The sequence below is a fragment of the Actinocorallia aurantiaca genome (genome assembly GCF_039533685.1).
Lineage (GTDB): Bacteria > Actinomycetota > Actinomycetes > Streptosporangiales > Streptosporangiaceae > Actinocorallia > Actinocorallia aurantiaca.
On the sequence record NZ_BAAATZ010000026.1, the window covers coordinates 1 to 21,452 of the forward strand.

Annotated in this window: 17 protein-coding genes; 12 read left to right on the forward strand and 5 right to left on the reverse strand. The window is 72.7% G+C overall.

The window, feature by feature from the left end; translation table 11 throughout:
• On the reverse strand, nucleotides 1-418 hold a 418-nt coding region (locus ABD327_RS27210; protein WP_344454218.1), incomplete at its 3' end, for a GntR family transcriptional regulator.
• Here ABD327_RS27210 and ABD327_RS27215 point away from each other — a divergent pair.
• The 11 genes from ABD327_RS27215 to ABD327_RS27265 all read left to right on the forward strand — a co-directional run bounded on the left by ABD327_RS27215 (nucleotide 417) and on the right by ABD327_RS27265 (nucleotide 12,510).
• Nucleotides 417-1,343 carry a DMT family transporter gene (locus ABD327_RS27215; protein WP_344454220.1) on the forward strand — a complete coding sequence of 309 codons (927 nt, stop codon included), beginning with the start codon at nucleotides 417-419 and terminating at the stop codon, nucleotides 1,341-1,343. The two genes, ABD327_RS27210 and ABD327_RS27215, sit on opposite strands and share 2 nt — an antisense overlap.
• 82 nt (nucleotides 1,344-1,425) lie before the next feature.
• Nucleotides 1,426-3,006 (forward strand): MFS transporter, encoded by a 1,581-nt coding sequence (locus ABD327_RS27220; protein ID WP_344454222.1) that lies wholly within the window; start codon nucleotides 1,426-1,428, stop codon nucleotides 3,004-3,006.
• Nucleotides 3,003-3,860, forward strand: a complete 858-nt coding sequence (locus ABD327_RS27225) for a 1,4-dihydroxy-2-naphthoate polyprenyltransferase (protein WP_344454224.1) — start codon at nucleotides 3,003-3,005, stop codon at nucleotides 3,858-3,860. The genes ABD327_RS27220 and ABD327_RS27225 overlap by 4 nt, the downstream gene beginning before the upstream one ends.
• A 59-nt stretch (nucleotides 3,861-3,919) precedes the next feature.
• Nucleotides 3,920-4,612 (forward strand): Crp/Fnr family transcriptional regulator, encoded by a 693-nt coding sequence (locus tag ABD327_RS27230; RefSeq protein WP_344454226.1) that lies wholly within the window; start codon nucleotides 3,920-3,922, stop codon nucleotides 4,610-4,612.
• A gap of 96 nt (nucleotides 4,613-4,708) precedes the next feature.
• Nucleotides 4,709-7,273, forward strand: a complete 2,565-nt coding sequence (locus ABD327_RS27235; protein WP_344454229.1) for an FtsK/SpoIIIE family DNA translocase — start codon at nucleotides 4,709-4,711, stop codon at nucleotides 7,271-7,273.
• 84 nt (nucleotides 7,274-7,357) lie between these two features.
• Nucleotides 7,358-8,134, forward strand: coding sequence for a helix-turn-helix domain-containing protein (locus ABD327_RS27240; RefSeq protein ID WP_344454231.1), 777 nt, complete (start codon nucleotides 7,358-7,360; stop codon nucleotides 8,132-8,134).
• Nucleotides 8,135-8,203: 69 nt separating this feature from the next.
• The gene (gene rimO, locus ABD327_RS27245) at nucleotides 8,204-9,619 is read left to right on the forward strand and encodes a 30S ribosomal protein S12 methylthiotransferase RimO (protein WP_344454233.1); all 1,416 of its coding nucleotides are present in this window, start codon (nucleotides 8,204-8,206) and stop codon (nucleotides 9,617-9,619) included.
• The gene (pgsA, locus tag ABD327_RS27250) at nucleotides 9,616-10,173 is read left to right on the forward strand and encodes a CDP-diacylglycerol--glycerol-3-phosphate 3-phosphatidyltransferase (RefSeq protein WP_344454235.1); all 558 of its coding nucleotides are present in this window, start codon (nucleotides 9,616-9,618) and stop codon (nucleotides 10,171-10,173) included. The genes rimO and pgsA overlap by 4 nt, the downstream gene beginning before the upstream one ends.
• A 5-nt stretch (nucleotides 10,174-10,178) precedes the next feature.
• A complete protein-coding gene (locus ABD327_RS27255; RefSeq protein ID WP_344454237.1) occupies nucleotides 10,179-11,453 on the forward strand; it encodes a CinA family nicotinamide mononucleotide deamidase-related protein in 1,275 nt (424 codons plus the stop codon).
• 112 nt (nucleotides 11,454-11,565) lie between these two features.
• A complete protein-coding gene (locus ABD327_RS27260; protein WP_106398681.1) occupies nucleotides 11,566-11,934 on the forward strand; it encodes a helix-turn-helix domain-containing protein in 369 nt (122 codons plus the stop codon).
• 111 nt (nucleotides 11,935-12,045) lie between these two features.
• Nucleotides 12,046-12,510 (forward strand): Dps family protein, encoded by a 465-nt coding sequence (locus ABD327_RS27265; protein ID WP_344454239.1) that lies wholly within the window; start codon nucleotides 12,046-12,048, stop codon nucleotides 12,508-12,510.
• Nucleotides 12,511-12,741: 231 nt separating this feature from the next.
• On the opposite strand, the gene ABD327_RS27270 is transcribed toward ABD327_RS27265, so the two are convergent.
• Nucleotides 12,742-13,224 (reverse strand): RrF2 family transcriptional regulator, encoded by a 483-nt coding sequence (locus tag ABD327_RS27270; RefSeq protein ID WP_344454242.1) that lies wholly within the window; start codon nucleotides 13,222-13,224, stop codon nucleotides 12,742-12,744.
• A gap of 193 nt (nucleotides 13,225-13,417) precedes the next feature.
• Between ABD327_RS27270 and ABD327_RS27275 the strand changes: the two genes are divergently transcribed.
• Nucleotides 13,418-14,614 (forward strand): ROK family transcriptional regulator, encoded by a 1,197-nt coding sequence (locus ABD327_RS27275; RefSeq protein WP_344454244.1) that lies wholly within the window; start codon nucleotides 13,418-13,420, stop codon nucleotides 14,612-14,614.
• Nucleotides 14,615-14,971: 357 nt separating this feature from the next.
• Here ABD327_RS27275 and ABD327_RS27280 read toward each other — a convergent pair whose 3' ends face one another.
• The 3 genes from ABD327_RS27280 to ABD327_RS27290 all read right to left on the reverse strand — a co-directional run bounded on the left by ABD327_RS27280 (nucleotide 14,972) and on the right by ABD327_RS27290 (nucleotide 21,199).
• Nucleotides 14,972-15,103, reverse strand: coding sequence for a hypothetical protein (locus ABD327_RS27280; RefSeq protein WP_344454246.1), 132 nt, complete (start codon nucleotides 15,101-15,103; stop codon nucleotides 14,972-14,974).
• Between the two features lie 229 nt (nucleotides 15,104-15,332).
• Complete coding sequence (locus tag ABD327_RS27285; RefSeq protein ID WP_425547230.1) at nucleotides 15,333-20,315, reverse strand: DEAD/DEAH box helicase; 4,983 nt, start codon at nucleotides 20,313-20,315, stop codon at nucleotides 15,333-15,335.
• Between the two features lie 296 nt (nucleotides 20,316-20,611).
• On the reverse strand, nucleotides 20,612-21,199 hold the full coding sequence (locus ABD327_RS27290; RefSeq protein WP_344454251.1) for a regulatory protein RecX: 588 nt from the start codon (nucleotides 21,197-21,199) through the stop codon (nucleotides 20,612-20,614).
• Nucleotides 21,200-21,452 lie beyond the last annotated feature (253 nt).

Here is a 21,452-nt window from a genome sequence, read left to right on the forward strand (position 1 = left end):
GCCAGGCCTCGGCCCGCCGCGCGGCCCGGGCGCTCGCGGCGGCCAGCGCCCGCAGCGGCTGGAGGGCCAGGGGCAGGTAGCCGCCGCTCAGCGCTATCGCCTCCGCCGGGGGAGGGGTGAGCAGCCGGGCCAGCCCCTCGACGCCGCCCTGGCTCTCGCCGAGCGCCACCGACTGCCAGCCGAAGTCGGAGGGGCGGGCCGCGGGCCGGCGCTCGGCGACGAAGGTGCCGCTGCCGGGGCGGGTGACCACGACCCCCTCGGCGGCGAGGAGGGCCAGGGCCCGGGAAACGGTGACGGGGCTGACGCGGTAGCGCTCGGTCAGCTCCCGGCTGGACGGCAGCCGCTCACCTGCGGTGAGTACCCGGGCCTCCGCCCTGATCCGCTGGGCGAGGGAAGCAATACTGCTATCCTTGTTCATGAGAGATAACGATAGCGCTACTGAAAAGAGGCGGATAGCGCTCTCCCTCGCCTTCCTCGGCACCCTGGTGTTCTCCTTCACCTTCCCCGCCACCGTGCTGGCGCTGCGCGGCCTGGACCCGATGCTGATCGGCGTCGGAAGGGCGGCGCTGGCCGCGGTCCCGGCGGCCGGCGCGCTGCTGTGGGTGCGAGCGAAGCGCCCGGACGGCTGGACGGGGACGGTCATCGTCGGGCTGGGCGTGGTGGTGGGCTTCCCGGTGCTGTCCACCCTGGCCCTGGCCGAGGGGGCCAGCGCCGCGCACGGCGCGGTGGTCATCGGGCTGCTGCCCGCCGTCACCGCGATCATGGCGACGCTCCGGGCCGGGGAGCGCCCGCCCGCGGCCTTCTGGGTCGCGGCCGGCAGCGGCGCGGCGTGCGTCACGCTGTTCACGCTCGTCCAGGGCGGCGGCGGGTTCACCTCCGCGGACCTGCTGTTCGTCGGCGCCCTGGTACTGGGAGGGATCAGCTACGCCGAAGGCGGCCGGATGGCCAGGACGATGCCCGCCTGGCAGGTCATCTGCTGGGCCCTGGTGCTCTTCACGCCCCTCACCGTCCCGGTGACGGCCTGGCTGCTGGCGACCACGCACCCGTCCTGGACGGCCGAGAGCCTCACCGGATTCGCGTACGTTTCGTTCTTCTCGATGCTCCTGGGATTCTTCGCCTGGTACGCGGGCCTGGCCCGGGCCGGGATCGCCAGAGGAGGCCAGGTCCAGCTCGCCCAGCCGCTGCTCACCCTCGGCTGGGCGGCGCTCTTCCTGGGCGAGGGCCTGGACGCGCAGACCGGGCTCGCGGCCCTCGCCGTCCTGGGGTGCGTCGCCTGGACCCAGCGCGCCCGCGGGCGGGGGGAGCGGCCGCGGAACCCCTCGGAGGAACCGGCCCGGGTCTGAGCCAGGGGGGCGTGTCAGTGCAGGAAGGGACGGGTTTAGTCTTACCGGGATCTCCTCGACCCCTTCTGTTGCCAGGATGAATATGAGTGTGCCCGTGACGGCCGACGCCCCCGCGGAACCGGCCGTCGAGCAAGGACGGGGCCGCTGGATCGGCCTGGTGGTGATCAGCCTCGCGGTGTCGTTGATCATCATCGACGCCAGCATCGTCGGCGTCCTGCTGCCCGGCATGGTGGACGAGCTGGACCTGCGCGCGACCCAGGCGGAATGGGTCACCTCGGTCTACTCGCTGATGTTCGCGGCGCTGCTGATCTCGTTCGGCCGCCTGGCGGACCGGTTCGGCAGGCGCCGGATGCTCGTCCTGGGCACCGGGGTCTTCGTGCTGGCCAGCATGGGCGCGGCCCTGGCACAGGGGAGCACCTCCCTGATCGCGGCCCGGGCGCTGCAGGGCCTCGGCGCGGCGATGATCATGCCGGCCACGCTCTCCACGATCAACACCCTGTTCCACGGCAGGGACCGGGCCGTCGCCTTCGGCGTCTGGGGCTCGATGATCGGCGGCATGTCCGCGGTGGGCCCGCTGCTGGGGGGCTGGCTGGCCACCTGGCAGGGCTGGCGCTGGGCGTTCCTGATCAACCTGCCGCTGGGCCTGCTGCTGGTCGCGGGCGCGCGCCGCTACGTCCCCGAGACCCGCGAACCCGGGGACCGGGGCGGCCTGGACTGGGCCGGGGGAGTGCTGTCGGCGCTGGGCCTGGGATCGCTGGTCTTCGCGCTGATCGAGGGCCAGGCCTACGGCTGGTGGGGCCCCGCCGAGGACTTCGCGGGCTGGCCGGTCTCCGCGGGCCTGAACCTGTCCCCGGTCCCGCTGGTGCTGGCCGCGGGCTTGCTGCTGCTGGCCGCCCTGGTGGTGGTGGAGCGGCGCAGGGCGCGCGCGGGCCTGTCGGTGATGCTCGACTTCGACCTGTTCCGGATCGCCAGCTTCCGGCGGGGCAGCGTCGCCGCCTCGCTCATCAGCGTCGGGGAACTGGGCCTGCTGTTCGTGCTGCCGCTGTTCCTGCAGGGCGCGCACGGGGACTCCCCGCTGCAGATCTGCGTGGCGATCCTCCCGCTGGCCGTCGGCGCGTTCCTCTCCGGCGGGGTGGCCGCCCGGCTGTCGGAGCGGATGGGCGCGCACCGGGTCGTGCAGTGCGGCATGGCGGCCGAGGTGGCGGCGGTGCTGGCGATCGGGCTGACCGTCCACTCCGGCACGACCGGGTACGAGCTGGCGCCCTGGATGCTCATGTACGGGCTGGGCCTGGGACTGACCTCGGCCCAGCTGACCAACCTGTCCCTGTCGGAGGTCCCGCACGCCAGCGCGGGCCAGGCGTCCGGCACCCAGTCCACCGCCCGGCAGGTCGGCAGCGCCCTGGGCATCGCCCTGATCGGCACGGTCTTCGCGACCAGTCTCGGCCACGTCATGCGGGAACGTTCCGGCGACGAGACGGCCGCGCGGGAGCTGCAGCACAGCGTGGGCTCGTCCGTCGCCGACCTGAGCGTCACCGACCCCTCCCTCGTCCACGCCGCGGTGGAGAGCCTGGCGGTGGCGACCGGCCGCGCGGCCCTCGTGACCGCCGCTATCCTCGCGGTCGGACTGATCATGACCCTCCGGCTCCGCAGAAGAGACACATGAAGCTTTGGATCGCCGGGGCCAGGCCCCGGACGCTGCCCGCCGCCGTCGTCCCCGTCGCAGTGGGCACCGGACTGGCCGTGGGCGAGGGCCACCCCGTCTGGTGGCGGGCCGGCCTCGCCCTCTTCGTGGCCCTCGTCCTGCAGGTCGGCGTGAACTACGCCAACGACTACAGCGACGGGGTCAAGGGCACCGACGCCGACCGGGTCGGGCCGATGCGGCTGGTGGGCTCGGGCGCCAAACCCGCCAAGAAGGTGCTGGCCGCCGCACTGGCCTGCTTCGCGCTGGCCGGGGTCGCGGGGCTGGTGCTGGCCGCCGTCACGACCTGGTGGCTGCTGCTCATCGGCGCCGCGGCCATCGCCGCGGCCTGGGGCTACACCGGGGGTTCCCGCCCGTACGGCTACCGGGCGCTGGGCGAGGTCTCGGTCTTCGTGTTCTTCGGGCTCGTGGCGGTGCTCGGCACGGTCTACGTCCAGCTGGAGGGGCTGCCCTGGACCGCCTGGGCCGCCGCCGTCCCGGTCGGGCTGCTGGCCTGCGCGATGCTGGTGGTCAACAACGTCCGCGACCTGGACACCGACGCGATGACCGGCAAGCGCACCCTGGCGGTGGTGCTGGGCGACCCGCTCGCCCGGCTGCTCTACACGCTGTGCCTGGCGATCCCGTTCACCCTCGTGCTGGGCCTGGCCGTGGGCAGGCCGTGGGCGCTGCTGGCCCTGCTGGCCGCGCCGCTGTCCATCCGCCCGTCCGGGAAGGTGCTGGAGGGGGCGCAGGGGCCGGAGCTCATCGCGGTGCTCGGGGAGACGGGACGGCTGCAACTGGTCTTCGGCGCGCTGCTGACCGTGGGATTGGCTCTTTAGAAAATCCGCAATTTTCGGATAATTGGATCCTCACCGTCCTTTCACTCGTCTGTAGGAATATGACCCCCGCCTCGAAGGTCAACCGCGAAACCTTCTGGAGCAGTCTCGATCCCGCCGCGCGCGACACCCTGGCGCGCGGGGGACGCAACCGCAGATACCGCAAGGGCGACCACCTGTGCCTGCAGGGGGAGCCTCCGGACCAGGTCCTCATCCTGCAGAAGGGGTGGGCCAAGATCTGCGTCGGCGACAGCGAGGGCCGGGAGCGGGTGATCGCCGTGCGCGGGCCGGGGGAGCTGATCGGGGAGACCGGCCTGATCACCGAGTCGCCCAGGACGGCGACCGTCACCGCCCTGCACCAGCTCATCGCCCTGGTGGTGCCGCGCCAGCGGTTCCGCTCGTTCCTCAACGACCACCCGGACGCCTGGCCGAAGGTCTACCAGACCCTCAGCCGCAGGCTCGCCCAGTCGGACGAGCGCATCCTGTCGCTGGGCAGCCATGTGGGCGCGGGCAGGCTCGCGCTGTTCCTGCTCAGGCTGGCCGAGCAGAGCGGGCTGCCCGAGCCCGACGGGGGGATCGGCCTGCCGCCGCTGTCGCAGACCGAGCTGGGCAGCTGCGTGGACGTCTCCCGCGAGACGGTCGCGCGGGCCATGCGCGACTGGCGGGAGCAGGGCTTCATCCGCAGCGGCTGGCGGCAGACCGTGCTGCTGGATCCCGAGGGGCTGCGCAAGCACGCCCGGAAGTTCATGATCTGACCGTTCCGTTCCGGGCATCCGGGACATCTGGGGCGGGCGACACGCCCGTCCGTTTTGTTCTTGGTTGCTCTTGTGCCGCGAGTTACGCTCGACGGCATGGCCTCACGTGCGTCCGGAGGTACACGGAACTCCTCTCGTGGAGGGTCTTCCAAACGTCCCTCCAAAGCCTCCACGCCGCGCCGTCGTCCCCCCGCGAGGAAGCCGGCCAGGAAGCCGGCGCCCGCCAGGCGGTCCGGACCCGACCCGATCAGCTCCCTGTTCCTCGGCTTCTTCCGGATGTTCGGCGGGCTGTGGATGCTCTTCGCCCGCGGGGTCGGCTCGGTGTTCCGCGCCTACGGCGACGGCGCGCGCGAGCTGGACGAGGAGCACCGCCGCGACGGGCTGGGCCTGACGCTGCTCGGGATCGCGATCGTCCTGGCCTCGGTGCTGTGGTGGACGCCGCGCGGCTGGTTCACCCAGGCGCTGGAGCTGGTGGTGCGCGGCGGGCTCGGCAAGTTCGCCATGGTGCTGCCGATCTTCCTGGCCGCCCTCGCCTGGGGCGTGCTGCGCCACCCCGAGCGGCACGACGACACCGGCCGGGTGGCGATCGGCGCCAGCGCGCTGTTCCTGGGCGTCGCCGGCATCGTCCACATCACCCTGGGCACGCCCTCGCCGCGCTCGGAGATGGCCGGGGTCCGGGACGCCGGCGGGGTGCTGGGCTGGCTGGTCTCCGCGCCGCTGGAGACCGTCCTGTCGGCGTGGGTGGCGATCCCGCTGCTGCTGCTCGTGGCGTTCTTCGGGCTGCTCGTGGTGACCAAGACGCCGGTGCACCGCATCCCGGACAGGTGCCAGGAGCTGCTCCAACTGACGATGCTCAAGGAGCGCCCCGAGGCGCCCGCCGAAACCGATAAATCAGATAAAGCAGATAAGGGCGACAAGCCGAAGAGGAAGAAGAAGCAGCGCCCCGCTCCCGAGGAGGAGGACGACTTCTCGGTCGGGGAGCACACCAGGCCCTACGACACCCCGGTCGTCGAGCCCGCCACGCGGGTCCTCGAACGGGACCTGGCCGACGACCTCTTCGGAGACCCCGCGCCGACCGTCCTGGACTCCCCGGTCCCCGCCGAGACCCTCGAAGAGGTGCCGCCGCCCGAGGGGCCCGCCGTCCCCGACCCGACCCCCGCGCCGGGCCGGGCCGAGCAGCTGCCGCTGGAGTCCGACGGGCAGGCCTACCAGCTGCCCGCGCCGACGCTGCTGCGCCCCGGCTCGACGCTCAAACCGCGCACCAAGGCCAACGACGTGGTCGTCGACGCGCTCACCGCGGTGCTGGAGCAGTTCGACGTCGACGCCCAGGTCACCGGGTTCACCCGGGGGCCGACGATCACCCGCTACGAGATCGAGCTCGGCCCGGCCGTCAAGGTCGAGAAGGTCACCGCGCTCACCAGGAACATCTCCTACGCGGTCAAGAGCCAGGACGTGCGGATCATCTCCCCGATCCCCGGCAAGTCCGCCATCGGCGTCGAGATCCCCAACACCGACAAGGACCTCGTCTCCCTGGGCGACGTGCTGCGCTCCCAGGTGGCACAGACCGACCAGCACCCGATGCTGGTGGGCCTCGGCAAGGACGTCGAGGGCCGGACGGTCGTGGCGAACCTGGCCAAGATGCCGCACATCCTCATCGCGGGCGCCACCGGCGCCGGCAAGTCGACCTGCATCAACGGGCTCATCACCTCGATCCTGATGCGGGCCACCCCCGACGAGGTCCGGCTGATCCTGGTCGACCCCAAACGCGTCGAACTGTCGTCGTACTCCGGGATCCCGCACCTGATCACGCCGATCATCACCAACCCGAAGAAGGCCGCCGAGGCCCTCGGCTGGGTCGTCGGCGAGATGGACCGCCGGTACGACGACCTCGCGGCGTCCGGGTTCCGGCACATCGACGACTTCAACAAGGCCGTGCGCGCGGGCAAGCTCACCGCCCCGCCCGGCAGCGAGCGCGTCTACACGCCCTACCCGTACCTGCTGGTGATCGTGGACGAGCTGGCGGACCTGATGATGGTCGCCCCGCGCGACGTCGAGGACCACGTCGTGCGCATCACCCAGCTGGCCCGCGCCGCCGGCATCCACCTGGTGCTGGCCACGCAGCGCCCGTCCGTCGACGTCGTCACCGGCCTCATCAAGGCCAACGTGCCGTCCCGGCTGGCCTTCGCGACGTCCTCGCTGGCCGACAGCCGGGTCATCCTCGACCAGCCCGGCGCCGAGAAGCTCGTCGGCCAGGGCGACGCGCTCTTCCTGCCGATGGGCGCCTCCAAGCCGATGCGGCTGCAGAACGCCTACGTCTCCGAGAAGGAGATCGCGGGCATCGTCGAGCACTGCAGGGACCAGATGGAGGTCCGGTACGCCGAGGACGTCCAGGGCGACGCCGCGCCGCGCAAGGAGATCGACGAGGAGGTCGGCGACGACCTCGAGCTCCTGATGCAGGCGATCGAACTGGTAGTTTCCACGCAGTTCGGTTCGACCTCGATGCTGCAGCGCAAACTCAGGGTCGGTTTCGCCAAGGCGGGACGTTTGATGGACCTCATGGAGAGCAGGAACATCGTGGGTCCCTCCGAGGGATCGAAGGCCCGGGACGTGCTGGTCAAACCAGAAGATCTGCCAGAGGTCCTGGGCGCGCTCAATTCGTGATCAACTTATCCGGCGTTGCGTATCGCCGGAGAAGAACCTGTTTTCTAGACTTGGCTGCATTGCAACGTCGCGGCGGAGGCCTTCATGAGCATTGGTGAGACCCTTGGGCAGGCGCGCCGCGATTCGGGACTCACCGTGAAACAGGTCAGTGAACGGACCAGGATCCGCGAGACGGTGATCCGCCGGATCGAGCAGGACGACTACTCCCTGTGCGGCGGCAACTTCTACGCGCGCGGCCACATCCGGAGCATCGCCCGGATGCTGGACGTCGATCCCGACCCGTTGATCCGCGAGTATGACGAAAGTCATGGCGGCGCTCCCGGAGCGCTGGCGATCGCCACCGCGTTCGAGCCGGAGCAGCCCCTGAAGTTCAGGGAGCGGCGCACCCCGAACTGGAGCGCGGCGATGGCCGTCACGCTCGTCCTGGTAATGGTCTACGGCGTCTTCCAGGTGTTCAACGGCGAGGACGGGCGCACGCCCGCGCCGGTGGCGGAGAACTCGGCGACCCCCGCGATCACGGCGGCCCCCGCGACCGCCGGGCCCGGGAACGGCGACGCCCACGCCCTCGGAGAGGGCCCCGAGGCCCGGCCGCCGGCCGGGGCCGACGAGGTCGTGGTGGCGATGAAGGCCACCCAGCAGTGCTGGGTCAACGTCCGCGACGCCGCGGGCAAGGTGCTGTTCAGCGCCATGATCCCCAAGGGCCAGCAGCGCGAGTGGCGGGCCGACAAGCGGCTGCGGGTGCTGATCGGCAACGCCGCCGGAGTGGTGCTCACCGTCAACGGCAAGGAGCTCGGCGTGCCCGGAGAGGACGGCCAGGTGCTGCGCCTGACCTTCGTCCCCGGCAGCAGCGACCCGGTCTGACCCTTCTCCAGCGGATTCTTCCGGGTGGCCGGTTCCTGGACACGGCCGGATTCCCACTACCGTTAGGGCATGCCCGAGTCCCGTATCGTGTCCCTGGTCACTCTCGGTTGCGCCCGCAACGAGACCGACTCAGAAGAGCTCGCCGCCCGGCTGGAGGCGTCCGGCTGGAAGCTGCAGGAGGACGCCGAGGGAGCCGACGTCGTCGTCGTCAACACCTGCGGGTTCATCGACGCGGCCAAGAAGGACTCGATCGACACCCTGCTCGCCGCGCACGACACCGGCGCCAAGGTCGTCGCGGCCGGATGCATGGCCGAACGGTACGGCGCCGAGCTCGCCGAGGCCCTGCCCGAGGCGGACTCGGTGATCGGCTTCGACGACTACGCCCGGATCGGCGAACGGCTCGACGACGTGGTGGCCGGACGCGCGCACGTCGCGCACACGCCCAGGGACCGGCGGACGCTGCTGCCGATCACCCCGGTGGAGCGCTCCGCGGGGAACGTCCACGTGCCGGGGCACGGCATCCAGGACCTGCCGGAGGGCGTGGCCCCGGCCTCCGGACCCACGGTGCTGCGCAAGCGGCTGGGCGGCGGTCCGGTGGCGCCGCTGAAGCTGGCGTCCGGCTGCGACCGGCGCTGCGCCTTCTGCGCCATCCCCGCCTTCCGCGGCTCCTACGTCTCCCGCAAGCCCGAAGAGGTGCTGGCCGAGGCCGAATGGCTCGCCGGGCACGACGTCCGCGAGATCGTGCTGGTCAGCGAGAACTCCACCTCCTACGGCAAGGACCTGGGCGACCTCCGCCTGCTGGAGAAGCTGCTGCCGCGGCTGACCGAGGTCATCGACGTGGTGCGGGTCAGCTACCTCCAGCCGGCCGAGCTGCGCCCGTCCCTCATCGAGGTCATCGCCGGCACCCCCGGCGTCGTGCCGTACTTCGACCTGTCCTTCCAGCACGCCAGCGGGCCGGTGCTGCGCCGGATGCGCCGCTTCGGCGACCCGGAGCGCTTCCTCGACCTGCTCGACCGGATCAGGGCGCTGGCCCCCGAGGCCGGCGTGCGCTCGAACTTCATCGTCGGCTTCCCCGGCGAGAGCGAGGGGCAGCTGGCGGAGCTCACCGGCTTCCTGGAGGCCGCCCGGCTGGACGCCGTGGGCGTCTTCGGCTACTCCGACGAGGACGGCACCGAGGCCGCGGACCTGGACGGCAAGCTCGACCCCGACGAGGTGGCCCGGCGGCTGGCCGAGGTGTCCGAACTGGCCGAGGAGCTCACCGCCCAGCGCGCCGAGGACCGCGTCGGCACCGAGGTCGCGGTGCTGGTGGAGCGGGAGCTGGAGCCCGGGGTCTGGGAGGGCCGCGGCTTCCACCAGGCGCCCGAGGTCGACGGCTGCACCGTCGTGCACGGCGAGGGCCTCACCGCGGGCGCGCTGGTCGACGCGAAGATCGTCGAGAGCGAGGGCGTCGACCTGGTGGGCGAGGCGACGGGGCCGGGTCGTTGACAGCCTCGCAGGCACGGCGGGTCTCGAACCTGAACCTCGCCAACTTGCTGACGGTGCTGCGCATCGTGCTCGTTCCCCCCTTCTTCCTCGTGCTGGTCCTCGCCGACGGCACCGGCTGGCGGATCACCGCCCTGCTCCTGTTCATGGTCGCGGCCTTCACCGACCTGGCCGACGGGAAGGTCGCGCGCAGCCGCGCGGAGGTCACCACCTTCGGCAAGATCGTCGACCCGATCGCCGACAAGCTGCTCACCGGGGCGGCGCTGGTCGGGCTGTCCCTCAACGGGGAGCTCACCTGGTGGGCCACCGTGATCATCCTGCTGCGGGAGGTCCCGGTGACCCTCCACCGGCTGGTGCTGCTGCGCGCCGACGTGGTCGTGGCGGCCGAGATGCTCGGCAAGTACAAGGCGGCCCTGCAGATGCTGGCTATCACCGTCTACCTGCTGCCGGTCCGGCTCGACCCGCTCAACGGGATCCTCATGACGGCCGCGGTGGCGGCGACCGTCGTGTCGGGGATGGAGTACCTCAACGCGCGGCGCAGGGCGGCACTAGGCTGAAAGGCGTGCGAGCCGAACTCCTGACCGTCGGGGACGAGATCCTCATCGGCGACATCGTCAACGGGAACGCGGCCTGGATGGGCCGCGAACTGACCAGGGCGGGCGTGCGGGTCGACCGCTCCGCCGTCGTGGGCGACACGATGGAGGCGATCACCGCCGCGGTCTCCGCGGCGGTGGCCGGATCGGACGTCGTGATCATCACCGGGGGGCTCGGGCCGACCGCCGACGACCTGACCCGGGACGCGCTCGCCGCGCTCGCCGGAGTGCGCCTCGTCCGGGACGAGGCGCTGGCCGGGCTGATCCGGGACAGGGTCGAGCGCAGCGGGCTGCGGTTGCGGCCGATGTCGCTGCGGATGGCCGAGGTGCCCGAGGGCGCCACGATGCTGCCGAACCCGGCGGGGACCGCGCCGGGGCTGCGGATGGAGCTGTCGGGCAAGACGGTCTACGCGCTGCCCGGCGTGCCGGCCGAGATGAAAGCGATCATGAAGGCCTCGGTGCTGCCGGAACTGGACGGCGGCGTGCCGCCCGCCGTCCTCACGCTGCGGACGGCCGGGGTCTGGGAGACGGTGCTGGCGACCAGGCTGGCCCCCCTGGAGGCGCTGGAGGAGGTCTCGCTGGCCTTCCTGCCGTCGCCCTCGGAGGTCGCGGTGCGCGTCACCGCGTCCGCGCCCGAAGTGCTGGACAAGGCCGTGCTCATGGCCAAGGAGCTGCTCGGCACGGTCATGTACGGGACGGGCGAGCAGACGCTGGCCTCGGTGGTGCACGAGCTGATGGCCGCGCGCGGCCGCGAGGTCGCGGTGGCCGAGAGCCTGACGGGCGGGCTGCTCGGGGCCGAGCTGACGGACGTCGCGGGATCCTCGGAGACCTTCGCCGGCGGAGTGACCGCCTACGAGACCAGGTTGAAGCACGAGCTCCTCGGGGTCTCAGCGGAACTCCTGGAGGCCCGGGGCGCGGTGGACCCGGAAGTCGCCGTCCAGATGGCCGAAGGCGTCAGGGAGCGGCTGGGAGCCTTCTACGGGCTCGCTGTCACCGGGGTGGCCGGACCTGGCGCTCAGGACGGAAAACCGGTCGGGACGGTGCATATCGGTGTTTCCAGCCCCAAAGGAAGTAGATTTTTCACTCCGGTGCTGCCCCTGCCGCCTGATCTCACCCAGGCACGCGCGAATATTCGTCGCATGACCGTTGTGCAGGCCTTGGACCTGCTACGACATGAGATTTTGGGGGTTGCAATGGTCCGTGACTGGGAAGAGGATCAAGAAGGTCGGGAAGGTTTGACCTGATTACAGCGTTACGTTCGCAGCGAACACGATTTCCCGGCTCTGCCAAGCTCAGGGTGGAGACGGGTACGGTGGAACAGGTCAGATGGTCCGCACGATGGGGAGGGAGCGAGCGATGGTCCTGCTTCGCCAGCTGCTGGGGGACGTTCTGCGGCAGCTCCGGCTGCGCCAGGGTCGCACCCTCCGTGAGGTGTCCGCCGCGGCCAGGGTGTCGTTGGGGTATCTCTCAGAGGTGGAACGAGGTCAGAAGGAAGCTTCTTCTGAGCTGCTCGCGGCGATCTGCAAGGCGCTGGGCGTGCCGTTGTCTCACGTACTACGAGAAGTGTCCGATCTGCTGGCGCTCGCCGAACTGCAGGCCGAACCGGTCATGGCCGGTGCTCCGCAGCGTGAGCGCATCTCCGAGACCATCCCGGCCTCACCGGTACCCGACTCGCCCGAGGCGATCGCCGGTGACGCGTTCAGGGGTGACATGGTCGCGGCGTGACTCGTTCCATATCTTCGGGAGGATTGGGACAGGGCTAGACCGGTTATCCCAATTGTTGCAAAGAGGTGACGCGAAAGACGCCGAACCTGATGCGACACGGGAGGAGCCATCATGGCCGTTGTGAAGAGCCCGCTCACCGACGATGTGCGGAACACGGTGGGGCAGGCGCTGCAGGGCTCCCTGATCGACCTGCTCGACCTGTCCCTGACCGCCAAGCAGGCCCACTGGAACGTGACGGGCCGCACGTTCAAGATGATCCACGAACAGCTGGACGTCCTGACCTCGCTGGCCCGCACCGGTGCGGACTCGGTGGCCGAGCGCGCGGTGATGATCGCCGTCAACCCGGACGGCCGCGTGCAGACCGTCGCGCACGAGACGTCACTTCCGGCGCTGGAGCCCGGCTGGCTGCCCGAGGACAAGGTGATCCACGCGGTGGTGGAGGCCCTCTCCGGCACGATCTCCCGCTTCCGCGAGCGCATCGACGCCGTGGAGGCCGACCAGGTGACCCAGGACCTGCTGACCTCCATCACCGGGCAGCTGGAGGAGCAGCACTGGATGTTCTCCGTCCAGCGGTGACCATCTGAATGAGCCCCGCGCCGGAGCGCCGCACGCGTCTCCGGTGTCCGCGTCCCGCCTCCACGCGGGGCGCGGCTCTTTCATGTCGGCGTCCTTTTCGAGCGCCGCCTTCCACACGCCGACCAGGCCGTACGGGCAGGGCCCACCATCAGGCCGGGGATTCGCGAAGCGGACCAGGCGAGGTCGACCCGCGGCTCGGGACGGGGCCGGCGACGGGCCGTGACGCGCGGGTCAGGCGAAGAAGACCGGCTTGGTCCAGGCCTTGGGGTCCTCGGTGAGCTGCTGCACGGACTCGGGCAGCGCGCCGCGGGCTATGTGGTCGAGGGTGACCAGCTCGAGGATGGCGCGCTCGCTGGCGCGCAACGCGATCCAGACCTCCTGCAGCGGGCGGGCGGCGCCGGAGTAGCCGACGTCCTCGGGGCGCTCGCCCCGGACGCCGAGCAGCGGCCCGTCGATGGCCCTGATGATGTCGGCCAGCGAGATCTCCTCGGCGGACCGGGCCAGCCAGTAACCCCCGTCGGGCCCTCGCTGGCTGCGGATGATCCCGGACCGTCGGAGCTGTCCCAGGATGTTCTCCAGGAACTTGGGCGGGATCTGCTGGGCTTCGGCGAGCTGTACCGCCGTCACCGGATGACCCCCTGTGGAGGTCTCCGCGGCGGCGGCGAGCTCGGCGGCCGCACGCAGCGCGTAATCAACCCTGGCAGACAAACGCATGCAGTAAGTATCCCCCTCCGTGCAACCTGCTTTCACCACCACCCCGATCGGACGTGCCGGTTAAGTCGATTCAGCCGTCCTTGCATCGCTCCAGGGCGGCTACCGGCTGAAAGACGGTTCCTCGTGCCCGCCGCGGGCCGTCCGGGGCGGAGTGGCCGTCCCGGGACGGCCACAAGCCCTAGAGTGCCGGAACATGGCGAGACGTCCCGGCACACCCCGTCTGCTGCGTGAACTGAACGACCGGTCGGCACTGGAACTGCTCCTCGACGAAGGGCCCCTGACGCGGGCCCAGATCGGGGCGAGGACCGGACTCTCCAAGGTCACGGCCTCTCAGCTGCTGGCCAGGCTGGAGGAGCGCGGCCTGGTCGAGGTGGTCGGCGAGCGGACGGGCGGGCGAGGCCCCAGCGCCGCGGTCTACGGCGTGGTGCCCGCCAGCGCGTACGTCGCCGGCCTGGAGGTCGGTCCTCGGGAGGCGGCCGTCGGAGTGATGGACATCACAGGAGGAGTCGCCGCGCGGGCCACCGTCCCGTTCTCGGAGTCCGACGACCCCGTCGAGGTGATCCGGACGGCGGTGGCCAGGGCCTGCCGGACGGCGAAGGTGGCGATCCCGCAGTTGCGGGCCCTGGTGATCGGCACTCCCGGCCTGGTGGACCCCCGCACGGGGGACGTGCGCTTCGCGTTCGACCTCTCCTCCTGGCACGAGGGAGCGCCGGAGGCCCTGCGCCGCCGTCTCGACACCCGGGTGGTCGTCGAGAACGACGTGAACCTCGTGGCCGTCGCCGAACACGCCCACGGCGCGGCCCGCGACACCGGCGACTTCGCGCTCCTGTGGGTCGACCGGGGCATCGGCCTCGCCGTCATGCTCGACGGCCGCCTCCACCGGGGGGTGTCCGGCGGCGCAGGCGAACTCGGCTACCTGCCCGTCCCCGGCGTCCCGCTGCCCGACGACGTCACCGAGTCCCGCGCCCACGGCGCCCCCTCTCTGGCGGGCGGCTTCGGAGCCCTGGTGGGCGCCGACGCTTTGACGGACCTGGCCCGTGCCCACGGCTACCCCGGCCTTTCCCCGGAGGAGGCCCTCCAGGACGCGTCCGCGAGCCCCGACGACCCGCGCTCCTCCTCCTTCCTGGACGCGGTGGCCTCCCGCCTGGCCCTGGGCGTCACCGCCGTCACGGCGATCCTGGACCCGGGCCTGATCGTCCTCTCCGGCCGGCTGGGCGCCGCGGGCGGCCACCCCCTGGCGGCCCGCACCGCCGAGGCGGCCTCCCGCCTGTGCCCCACCCGCTCCCGACTGGTCCCCGGCGCCCTGACCACCGCCCCCGTCCTCCAGGGCGCGCTCCACACCGCCCTCGCCCTCGCCCGTGAAGAGATCTTCTCCACCACCACGCTCTGACCCGGACCCCCACGCCCCTGCCCGCAGACGGCGGAGCCTTGCCAAGGGCTGCGCAAGGCGGTCCCAGACGGGATCCCCGCAGCGCAGATCTGCGGTGCCACCGCAGACGGGAACCCGACGGGAGCCCGGGAGCGGGGCGGGAAGACGTCACGCCTCCGGCTGCCTTGGGCCGTCGGGAAGCAAAGGGGATCGCCGCACCGCGCGCTTGCGGTGCCGCCGCGGGACGGGAACGCGGGGGAGTCTCGGAGCTGAGGGAAAGACGTCATGGCTCCGGGTCCCGGGGATCTCGCCGCGCGGCGGATGGGTCGGGACTTCGCGGTGGGCTCGGACGGGTGAGCGGGGATCTCCGTGCGGAGATCAGCTCTCGGCGAGGGCGGCTTCCCGGCGGGCGGCACGCCGCGGATCGGTCTGGGCGCGGTCTCGGAGCGTCTGGGTGATGACGAGACGCTTACGGCGCTGGGCGACGACCCAGCGGGCTGTCGAGGTCATGGCGGCTCCCTCGGCTGGCGGGCGGTTCATCCGAACCAACCTCGTGTCGTCTTCAACTGTTCCACCGCGTGACACGGATCTCATCGACCGCGAGAACGATCTCTGCTTCCGGCTCCTCAACCGTGGGGATGAGCACCTGCGGGGGATCGGCCCGGAGACGGAACGGCGCCCTGCGGAAAGGCGCCGTCCTCCGGGGGCCGTCCGGCCGACCGGCCGCGGAAGGCCCGGCTCAGCGGCGGATCCGCACCCCGCGAGGCGTCGGATGGAAGCCCGCCTCCTCGAACACCCGCATCAGCGGCGAGCCCGCGACCGGCTCGCCGTCGACCTTCTCCACGGTCACCTGGGAGAGGGTCCCCGACCCCACCGCCCGGGCCAGGGCCCCCACGGCAGACCGCAGACCCGGCTCGTTCCACGTCAGCAGGGTCTTCCCGCCGCGCTCCGCGTACAACGTCAACACGCCGTCCACCAGCACCACCAGCGCCCCCGCCTTGCGTCCGGGCCGATGCGCTCCCGAGCCCTCCGGCCAGGGCAGCGCGGCCCCGTAGGGGTTGGCCGGATCCGCCGCCGCCAGCACCACGGCCTCCCCGGCTCCGGAGGCGGTCGCCGTCGGCTCGTCCCGTGTGCCCGGAGAGCGGGGGCGGAGAGCGCGAGGGGTGTTCTCGCCGGAGGCGGGTGGAGCGCTGAGTGCGGCTTCCGTCGGCTCGTCCTGTCCTCTTTCGAGGGGGCGGAGAGCAGGAGGGGCTTTCCCCTCGCTCCCGGGCGGGTTCTCGGAAGGGGGCGGTGGGGTGCCGGGGGCGGCTTCCGTGGGGGAGCCGGGTGCTCGCGGGAGTCGGGGAGGGCTGAGGGAGCGGAGGCGGTCCACGGCTTGGGGGAGGGCGAACTGGGCGGCGCCGAGGCCCTCGATGAAGTAGCCGCGGCGGCAGTGGCCGGCCTCCTCCTGGGCACGGAGGACGGGGTAGAGGGCGGCGAAGCCGCCCGGGGACTGCTCGGCGGCGACGGCGCCGCGGAGGACGATGCCGTGGCGGTGGAGGACGGTCTCGGCCAGGGCATGGGCCCGGTGGGTGGGGTCGGGGTACGGGACGGGCGGGAGCCACCAGCGTCCCGCCGCCGCGGGCGGGGCCGGGCGGACGGGGAGCACGGGGCGGCCCCGGCGGAGCGGGCGCGGGCGGGGGGAGGAGCGGGAGGTGCCCAGGGCGGCGCGCAGCGGGGCGAGGGTGTCGTTCGTGAGACGGCCCGCCCAGACCAGGTCCCAGAGGGCCTGGAGGATGTCCCGGTCGGCCGGGTGGAAGGGGGAGGAGGACTCCGCGGCGAAGGCGGGAGCGGAGCGGACGCGGTCGGCCAGGGGCCGGAAGAAGAGGGCGGAGCCGTCGGCGAGGGCGTCCAGGATCGCCTGGTGGAGAGGGGTGAGGGGGAGCTCCGCCGGGGGCGGGACGAGGAGGGGCGCGGTGTCCGCCGGGTAGAGGGAGAGCCAGCCGTCGCCGCCGGGGAGGGGGCCGCGGCCCAGCCAGAGGACCTCGCCCGAGGCGGTGAGCTCGTCCAGGAGGGCGGGCGTGTAACCGGGGACGCGGGAAGGGAGGATCAGGGTCTCCAGGGCGGAGGCGGGGAGAGAGGCGCCCTGGAGGCGTTCGACGGCCTCGTAGAGGGAGCCGGCGGGCGAGGAGCCGATGCCCTGCCAGCGGGGGAGGAACCGGCCGAGAGCCTCGGGAGGCGAGGGCTCCACCTCGGCGCGGAGCCGTGCCAGGGAACGGCGGCGGATGATCCGGAGGACCTCGGTGTCGACCCATTCGGAACCGGTGCGGCCGGGAGTGAACCCGCCTTCCACGAGGGAGGGAAGACGGGCGAGGATCTCCTGGACCACGGCGGCGCCCAGGCCGAGGCGGTCCGCCGCCTCCCCGGCGGTGAAGGGCGCGTGGGTGCGGGCGTAGCGGGTGAGGAGATCACCCAGGGGGTCGTCGGTGAGCGGGACGAGGAAGGGCTCGGGCACGCCGGAGGGCAGCGCGACGCCCAGCGCGTCCCGGAGCCGGGCGGCGTCCTCGACGGCGGCCCAGCGGTCGGCCCCGGCGACGCGGACGCGTATCACCCGGCGCTCGTCCTCCAGGGACGCCAGCCACCCGCCGGCCGGGGACGGGCCGACGGGCGCGCGAACAGCACCCTGCCGCTCGTCCGCAACGGCTGGATCGGTGGTGGGGTGGTTGGGCGCGGCTTCTTCCCAGTGTGCTGCGGGACGGTCTTCGGGGGTGTGGGCGGTGTCTCGCCTCTCGTCCGTCGGGTCCTCCGCGACGGCTCGATCGGTGGCGGGGTGGTTGGGCGCGGCTTCTTCCCAGCGTGCTGCGGGACGGTGCTCGGGGGTGTGGGCGGTGTCTCGCCTCTCGTCCGCCGGGTCCTCCGCGACGGCTGGGTCGGCGGTGGGGTGGTTGGGCGCGGCTTCTCCCCGGTGGTCTGCGGGACGGTTTTCGGGGGTGTGGACGCGGGCCTCGACCTCCGGGAGGGACAGGGGGCCCAGGGCGCGGAGGAGGTCGGTCAGGGTGTCGGGGTCGGTGGCCCGGCGGGAGGGGGTGAGGCGCTGGAGCTCGGCGGCGGTCGCGGCGATGACCTCGGGGTCCAGCAGTTCGCGCAGGTCGGTGTGGCCCAGGAGGTCGGCGAGGAGCGACGAGTCCAGGGTCAGCGCTTGGGCCTTGCGTTCGGCGAGCGGGGAGTCGCCCTCGTACATGAAGGCCGCGATGTAGCGGAACAGGAGCGATCGGGCGTAAGGGGAGGCCGAGGGGGTCTCGACCTCGGTGACGCGGACCGTTCCGTCGGAGACCTCCCGCATCAGGGAGACCAGGCCGGGGACGTCGAAGACGTCCTGGAGGCATTCGCGGACCGTCTCCAGGACGATGGGGAAACCGGGGTGCTTCGCGGCGACCGAGAGCAGCTGCGAGGCGCGCCGACGCTGCTGCCACAGCGGCATCCGGCGGCCGGGGCGGTGCCTGGGCAGCAGCAGGGAACGGGACGCGCACTCGCGGAACCGGGCGGCGAACAGCGCGGACGAGCCGAGCTCGTCGATGACGAGCCGTTCGACGTCGTCCGGGTCGAACGCGCACAGCTCCGCGGAGGGCGGGAGCCCGTCGGTGTCGGGGACGCGCAGGACGATCCCGTCGTCGCCGTGCATGGCCTGCGCGTCGACGCCGTGGCGCGCGCGCAGCCGGGCCGCGATCGCCAGAGCCCAGGGCGCGTGGACGGGGGCCCCGTAGGGGGAGTGGAGGACCAGCCGCCAGTCGCCCAGCTCGTCACGGAAACGCTCCACGACGAGGGTCCGGTCGTCGGGGACGTGGCCGGTGGCCTCCTTCTGCTCGGCCAGATAGGAGAGCAGGTCGCCGACCGCCCCCCGGTCGAGCCCCGCGGCCGCGGCCCGCCGCTCGGCGCGCTCGGGTTCCAGTTCGCCGAGCTCCCGGGTGAAGGCGCCCAGGGCGCGGCCCAGCTCCGCGGGACGGCCGGGGGAGTCGCCGTGCCAGAACGGCAGCCTGCCCGAGCGGCCCGACGCGGGGGAGACCAGGACCCGGTCGGAGGTGATCTCCTCGACCCGCCAGGAGCTGGCGCCGAGCACGAAGACGTCGCCGACGCGGGACTCGTAGACCATCTCCTCGTCCAGCTCGCCGACGCGGGAGGACCTCTCCCCGGCGAGGAAGACCCCGAACAGCCCCCGGTCGGGGATCGTGCCGCCGCTCACCACGGCGAGCCGCTGCGCCCCCCGCCGAGCCCGCAGCGTCCCGTTCACCCGGTCCCAGACGAGCCGCGGGCGCAGCTCCCCGAACTCCTCGCCCGGGTAGCGGCCCGCCAGCATGTCGAGCGTCGCCTCGTAGACCGAGCGGGGCAGCTCCGCGAACGGCGCGGCCCGCCGGACCACCCGCTCCAGCTCGTCGACGTCCCACTCGTCCATCGCCACCATCGCGACGACCTGCTGCGCCAGCACGTCCAGCGGGTTGCGCGGATACCGCAGCGCCTCGATGAGCCCCGCCCGCATCCGCTCGGCCACGACGGCCGCCTGGACCAGGTCGCCCCGGTACCTGGGGAAGATCACTCCTCGGGACACCGCCCCCACCTGGTGCCCGGCCCGCCCCACCCGCTGCAGCCCGCCCGCCACCGACGGCGGCGACTCCACCTGCACCACCAGGTCGACGGCGCCCATGTCGATCCCCAGCTCGAGGCTGGAGGTGGCCACCACCGCGGGCAGCCGCCCCGCCTTGAGCGCCTCCTCGATCTCCGCGCGCTCCTCTTTGGAGACCGACCCGTGATGCGCCCGCGCCACCTCCCCGTCCCCGCCCCCGAGCTCGTTGAGGCGGGTGCAGAGGCGTTCGGCCAGGCGGCGGCTGTTGACGAAGACGAGGGTGGAGCGGTGGGCGGCGATGAGGGAGAGGATGTGCTCCTCGACGTGGGGCCACACGGAGCGGCGTCGGGCGGGGGCGCCGGGGCCCTCGGCGGTGCCGCCCGGGAGGGCGGAGAGGTCCTCGGCGGGGACGGTGACGCGCAGCTCGAAGGTCTTGGTGTCGGGGGGCCGGACGGTGGTGACGGGGGCGGAGCCGCCGAGGAACGCGGCGACCTCCGGCAGGGGCCGGACGGTGGCGGACAGGCCGACGCGCTGGGCCGGGGACTCCAGGAGCGCGTCGAGGCGCTCCAGGGAGAGGGCCAGGTGGGCGCCGCGCTTGGTGGCGGCGACGGAGTGGACCTCGTCGACGATCACCGTCTCGACCCCGCGGAGGGACTCCCTGGCCCGGGAGGTCAGCAGGAGGAAGAGGGACTCGGGAGTGGTGATCAGGATGTCGGGAGGGGCGCTGACGAGGCGCCGCCGCTCGCTGGAGGGAGTGTCGCCGGAGCGGACGCCGACCTTGATCTCCGGCTCGGGGAGGCCGAGGCGGCGGGCGGCCGCGCGGATGCCGGCCAGGGGCGCGCGGAGGTTGCGCTCGACGTCGACGGCCAGGGCCTTCAGCGGTGAGACGTACAGGACGCGGCAGCGGCGCTTCGGGTCCGACGGGGGCGGGGCGGCGGCCAGCCCGTCCAGGGACCACAGGAACGCGGCGAGGGTCTTGCCCGACCCGGTCGGGGCCACCACCAGGGTGTGCTCCCCGCGCGAGATCGCCCGCCAGGCTTCGGCCTGTGCGGGGGTCGGCCCCTGGAACGCTTCGGAGAACCACGCCCGGGTCGCCGCCGAGAACTGTTCGGTCACCCTTCCCATGGTGCCCGCCGCCTCTGACAGAACTCGCCCGATCCCCCGAGGGAGGCCGACGCGAGGGGGACTGTACGCTTCGCCGTTTTTGTAAAGAAGGTTTTCTAAAGTCAGGAAGGGCGTCTACTATGGCCTCGTCGGTCCTGCGGTGTGCGGGGGCCACCGCGGCACCGCGCCATCGCCACGCTCCCGACCCGCACCACGCCTCCACCGTCCGTTTCCCGGCCGCCCATGTGCCCATGTACCAGGCCGCCCATGTGCCCGGCGGCACGGTCGCCTGGACGGCCGTGCGGACGACCGGCCGGTCAGTCGTCGAGGAAGCCGTCTTCCGGGAGCTCGTCGGGGTCCGCCGCCTCGCCGGCCAGGACCTCCTTGACGACCCGGTAGGCCAGGCCCGGGGAGTAGCCCTTGCGGGCGAGCATGCCGACCAGGCGGCGGGTGCGGCGGTCGTGGTCGAGGGACCGGGTCGTGCGGAGCTTGCGGGAGACCAGGGCGCGGGCCGCCTCCTCGATGTCCTCGGGGTGGAGTTCGGCGACGGCCTCCTGGATGGTGTCGTCGGCGACGCCGCGGCGGCGCAGTTCGGCGGAGAGCGCCCGGGGCGCCAGGCCCTTGCCGTTGTGGCGGGAGCGGACCCAGGCCTGGGCGAAGGCCTCGTCGTCGATCAGCCCGACCTCGGTGAAACGGCTCAGGACGCGGTCGGCGGCCTCCTGGGGGATGTCCTTGCGGGCCAGGGCCTCGGCGAGCTGGGCCCGCGTCCTGGGGGAGAAGGTCAGCAGCCGCAGGCAGATCTCCCGCGCCGCGGCCTCGGGATCGGCGGGAGGCCGCGGCGCCCGGTCCTCCCCCTCGCCGGACCCGGAGGCTCCCCTGGAGCGGCTGTTCCGACGACCGGCCATCTGAGGTCCCTTCTTCGTAGAGCCGCAACGCGGCGGTCACCGGACCTCGCGGCCGGACGGCGGTCACCGGGCATCACCGCGTTGACGGCGGATGCCCGACCCCGCGGGCTCGGCGGCTGTCATCGGATCTCGCGGGCGGTCGGTACCGGGTGCTCCGCCTGACGGCAGGTACCGGGTACCGGCGGCTGGGCGGTGTCGGCCGGCGGGCCGGCACCTGGCATCGGCGGCCGGGCACGGCGGACGGGACCGGGGC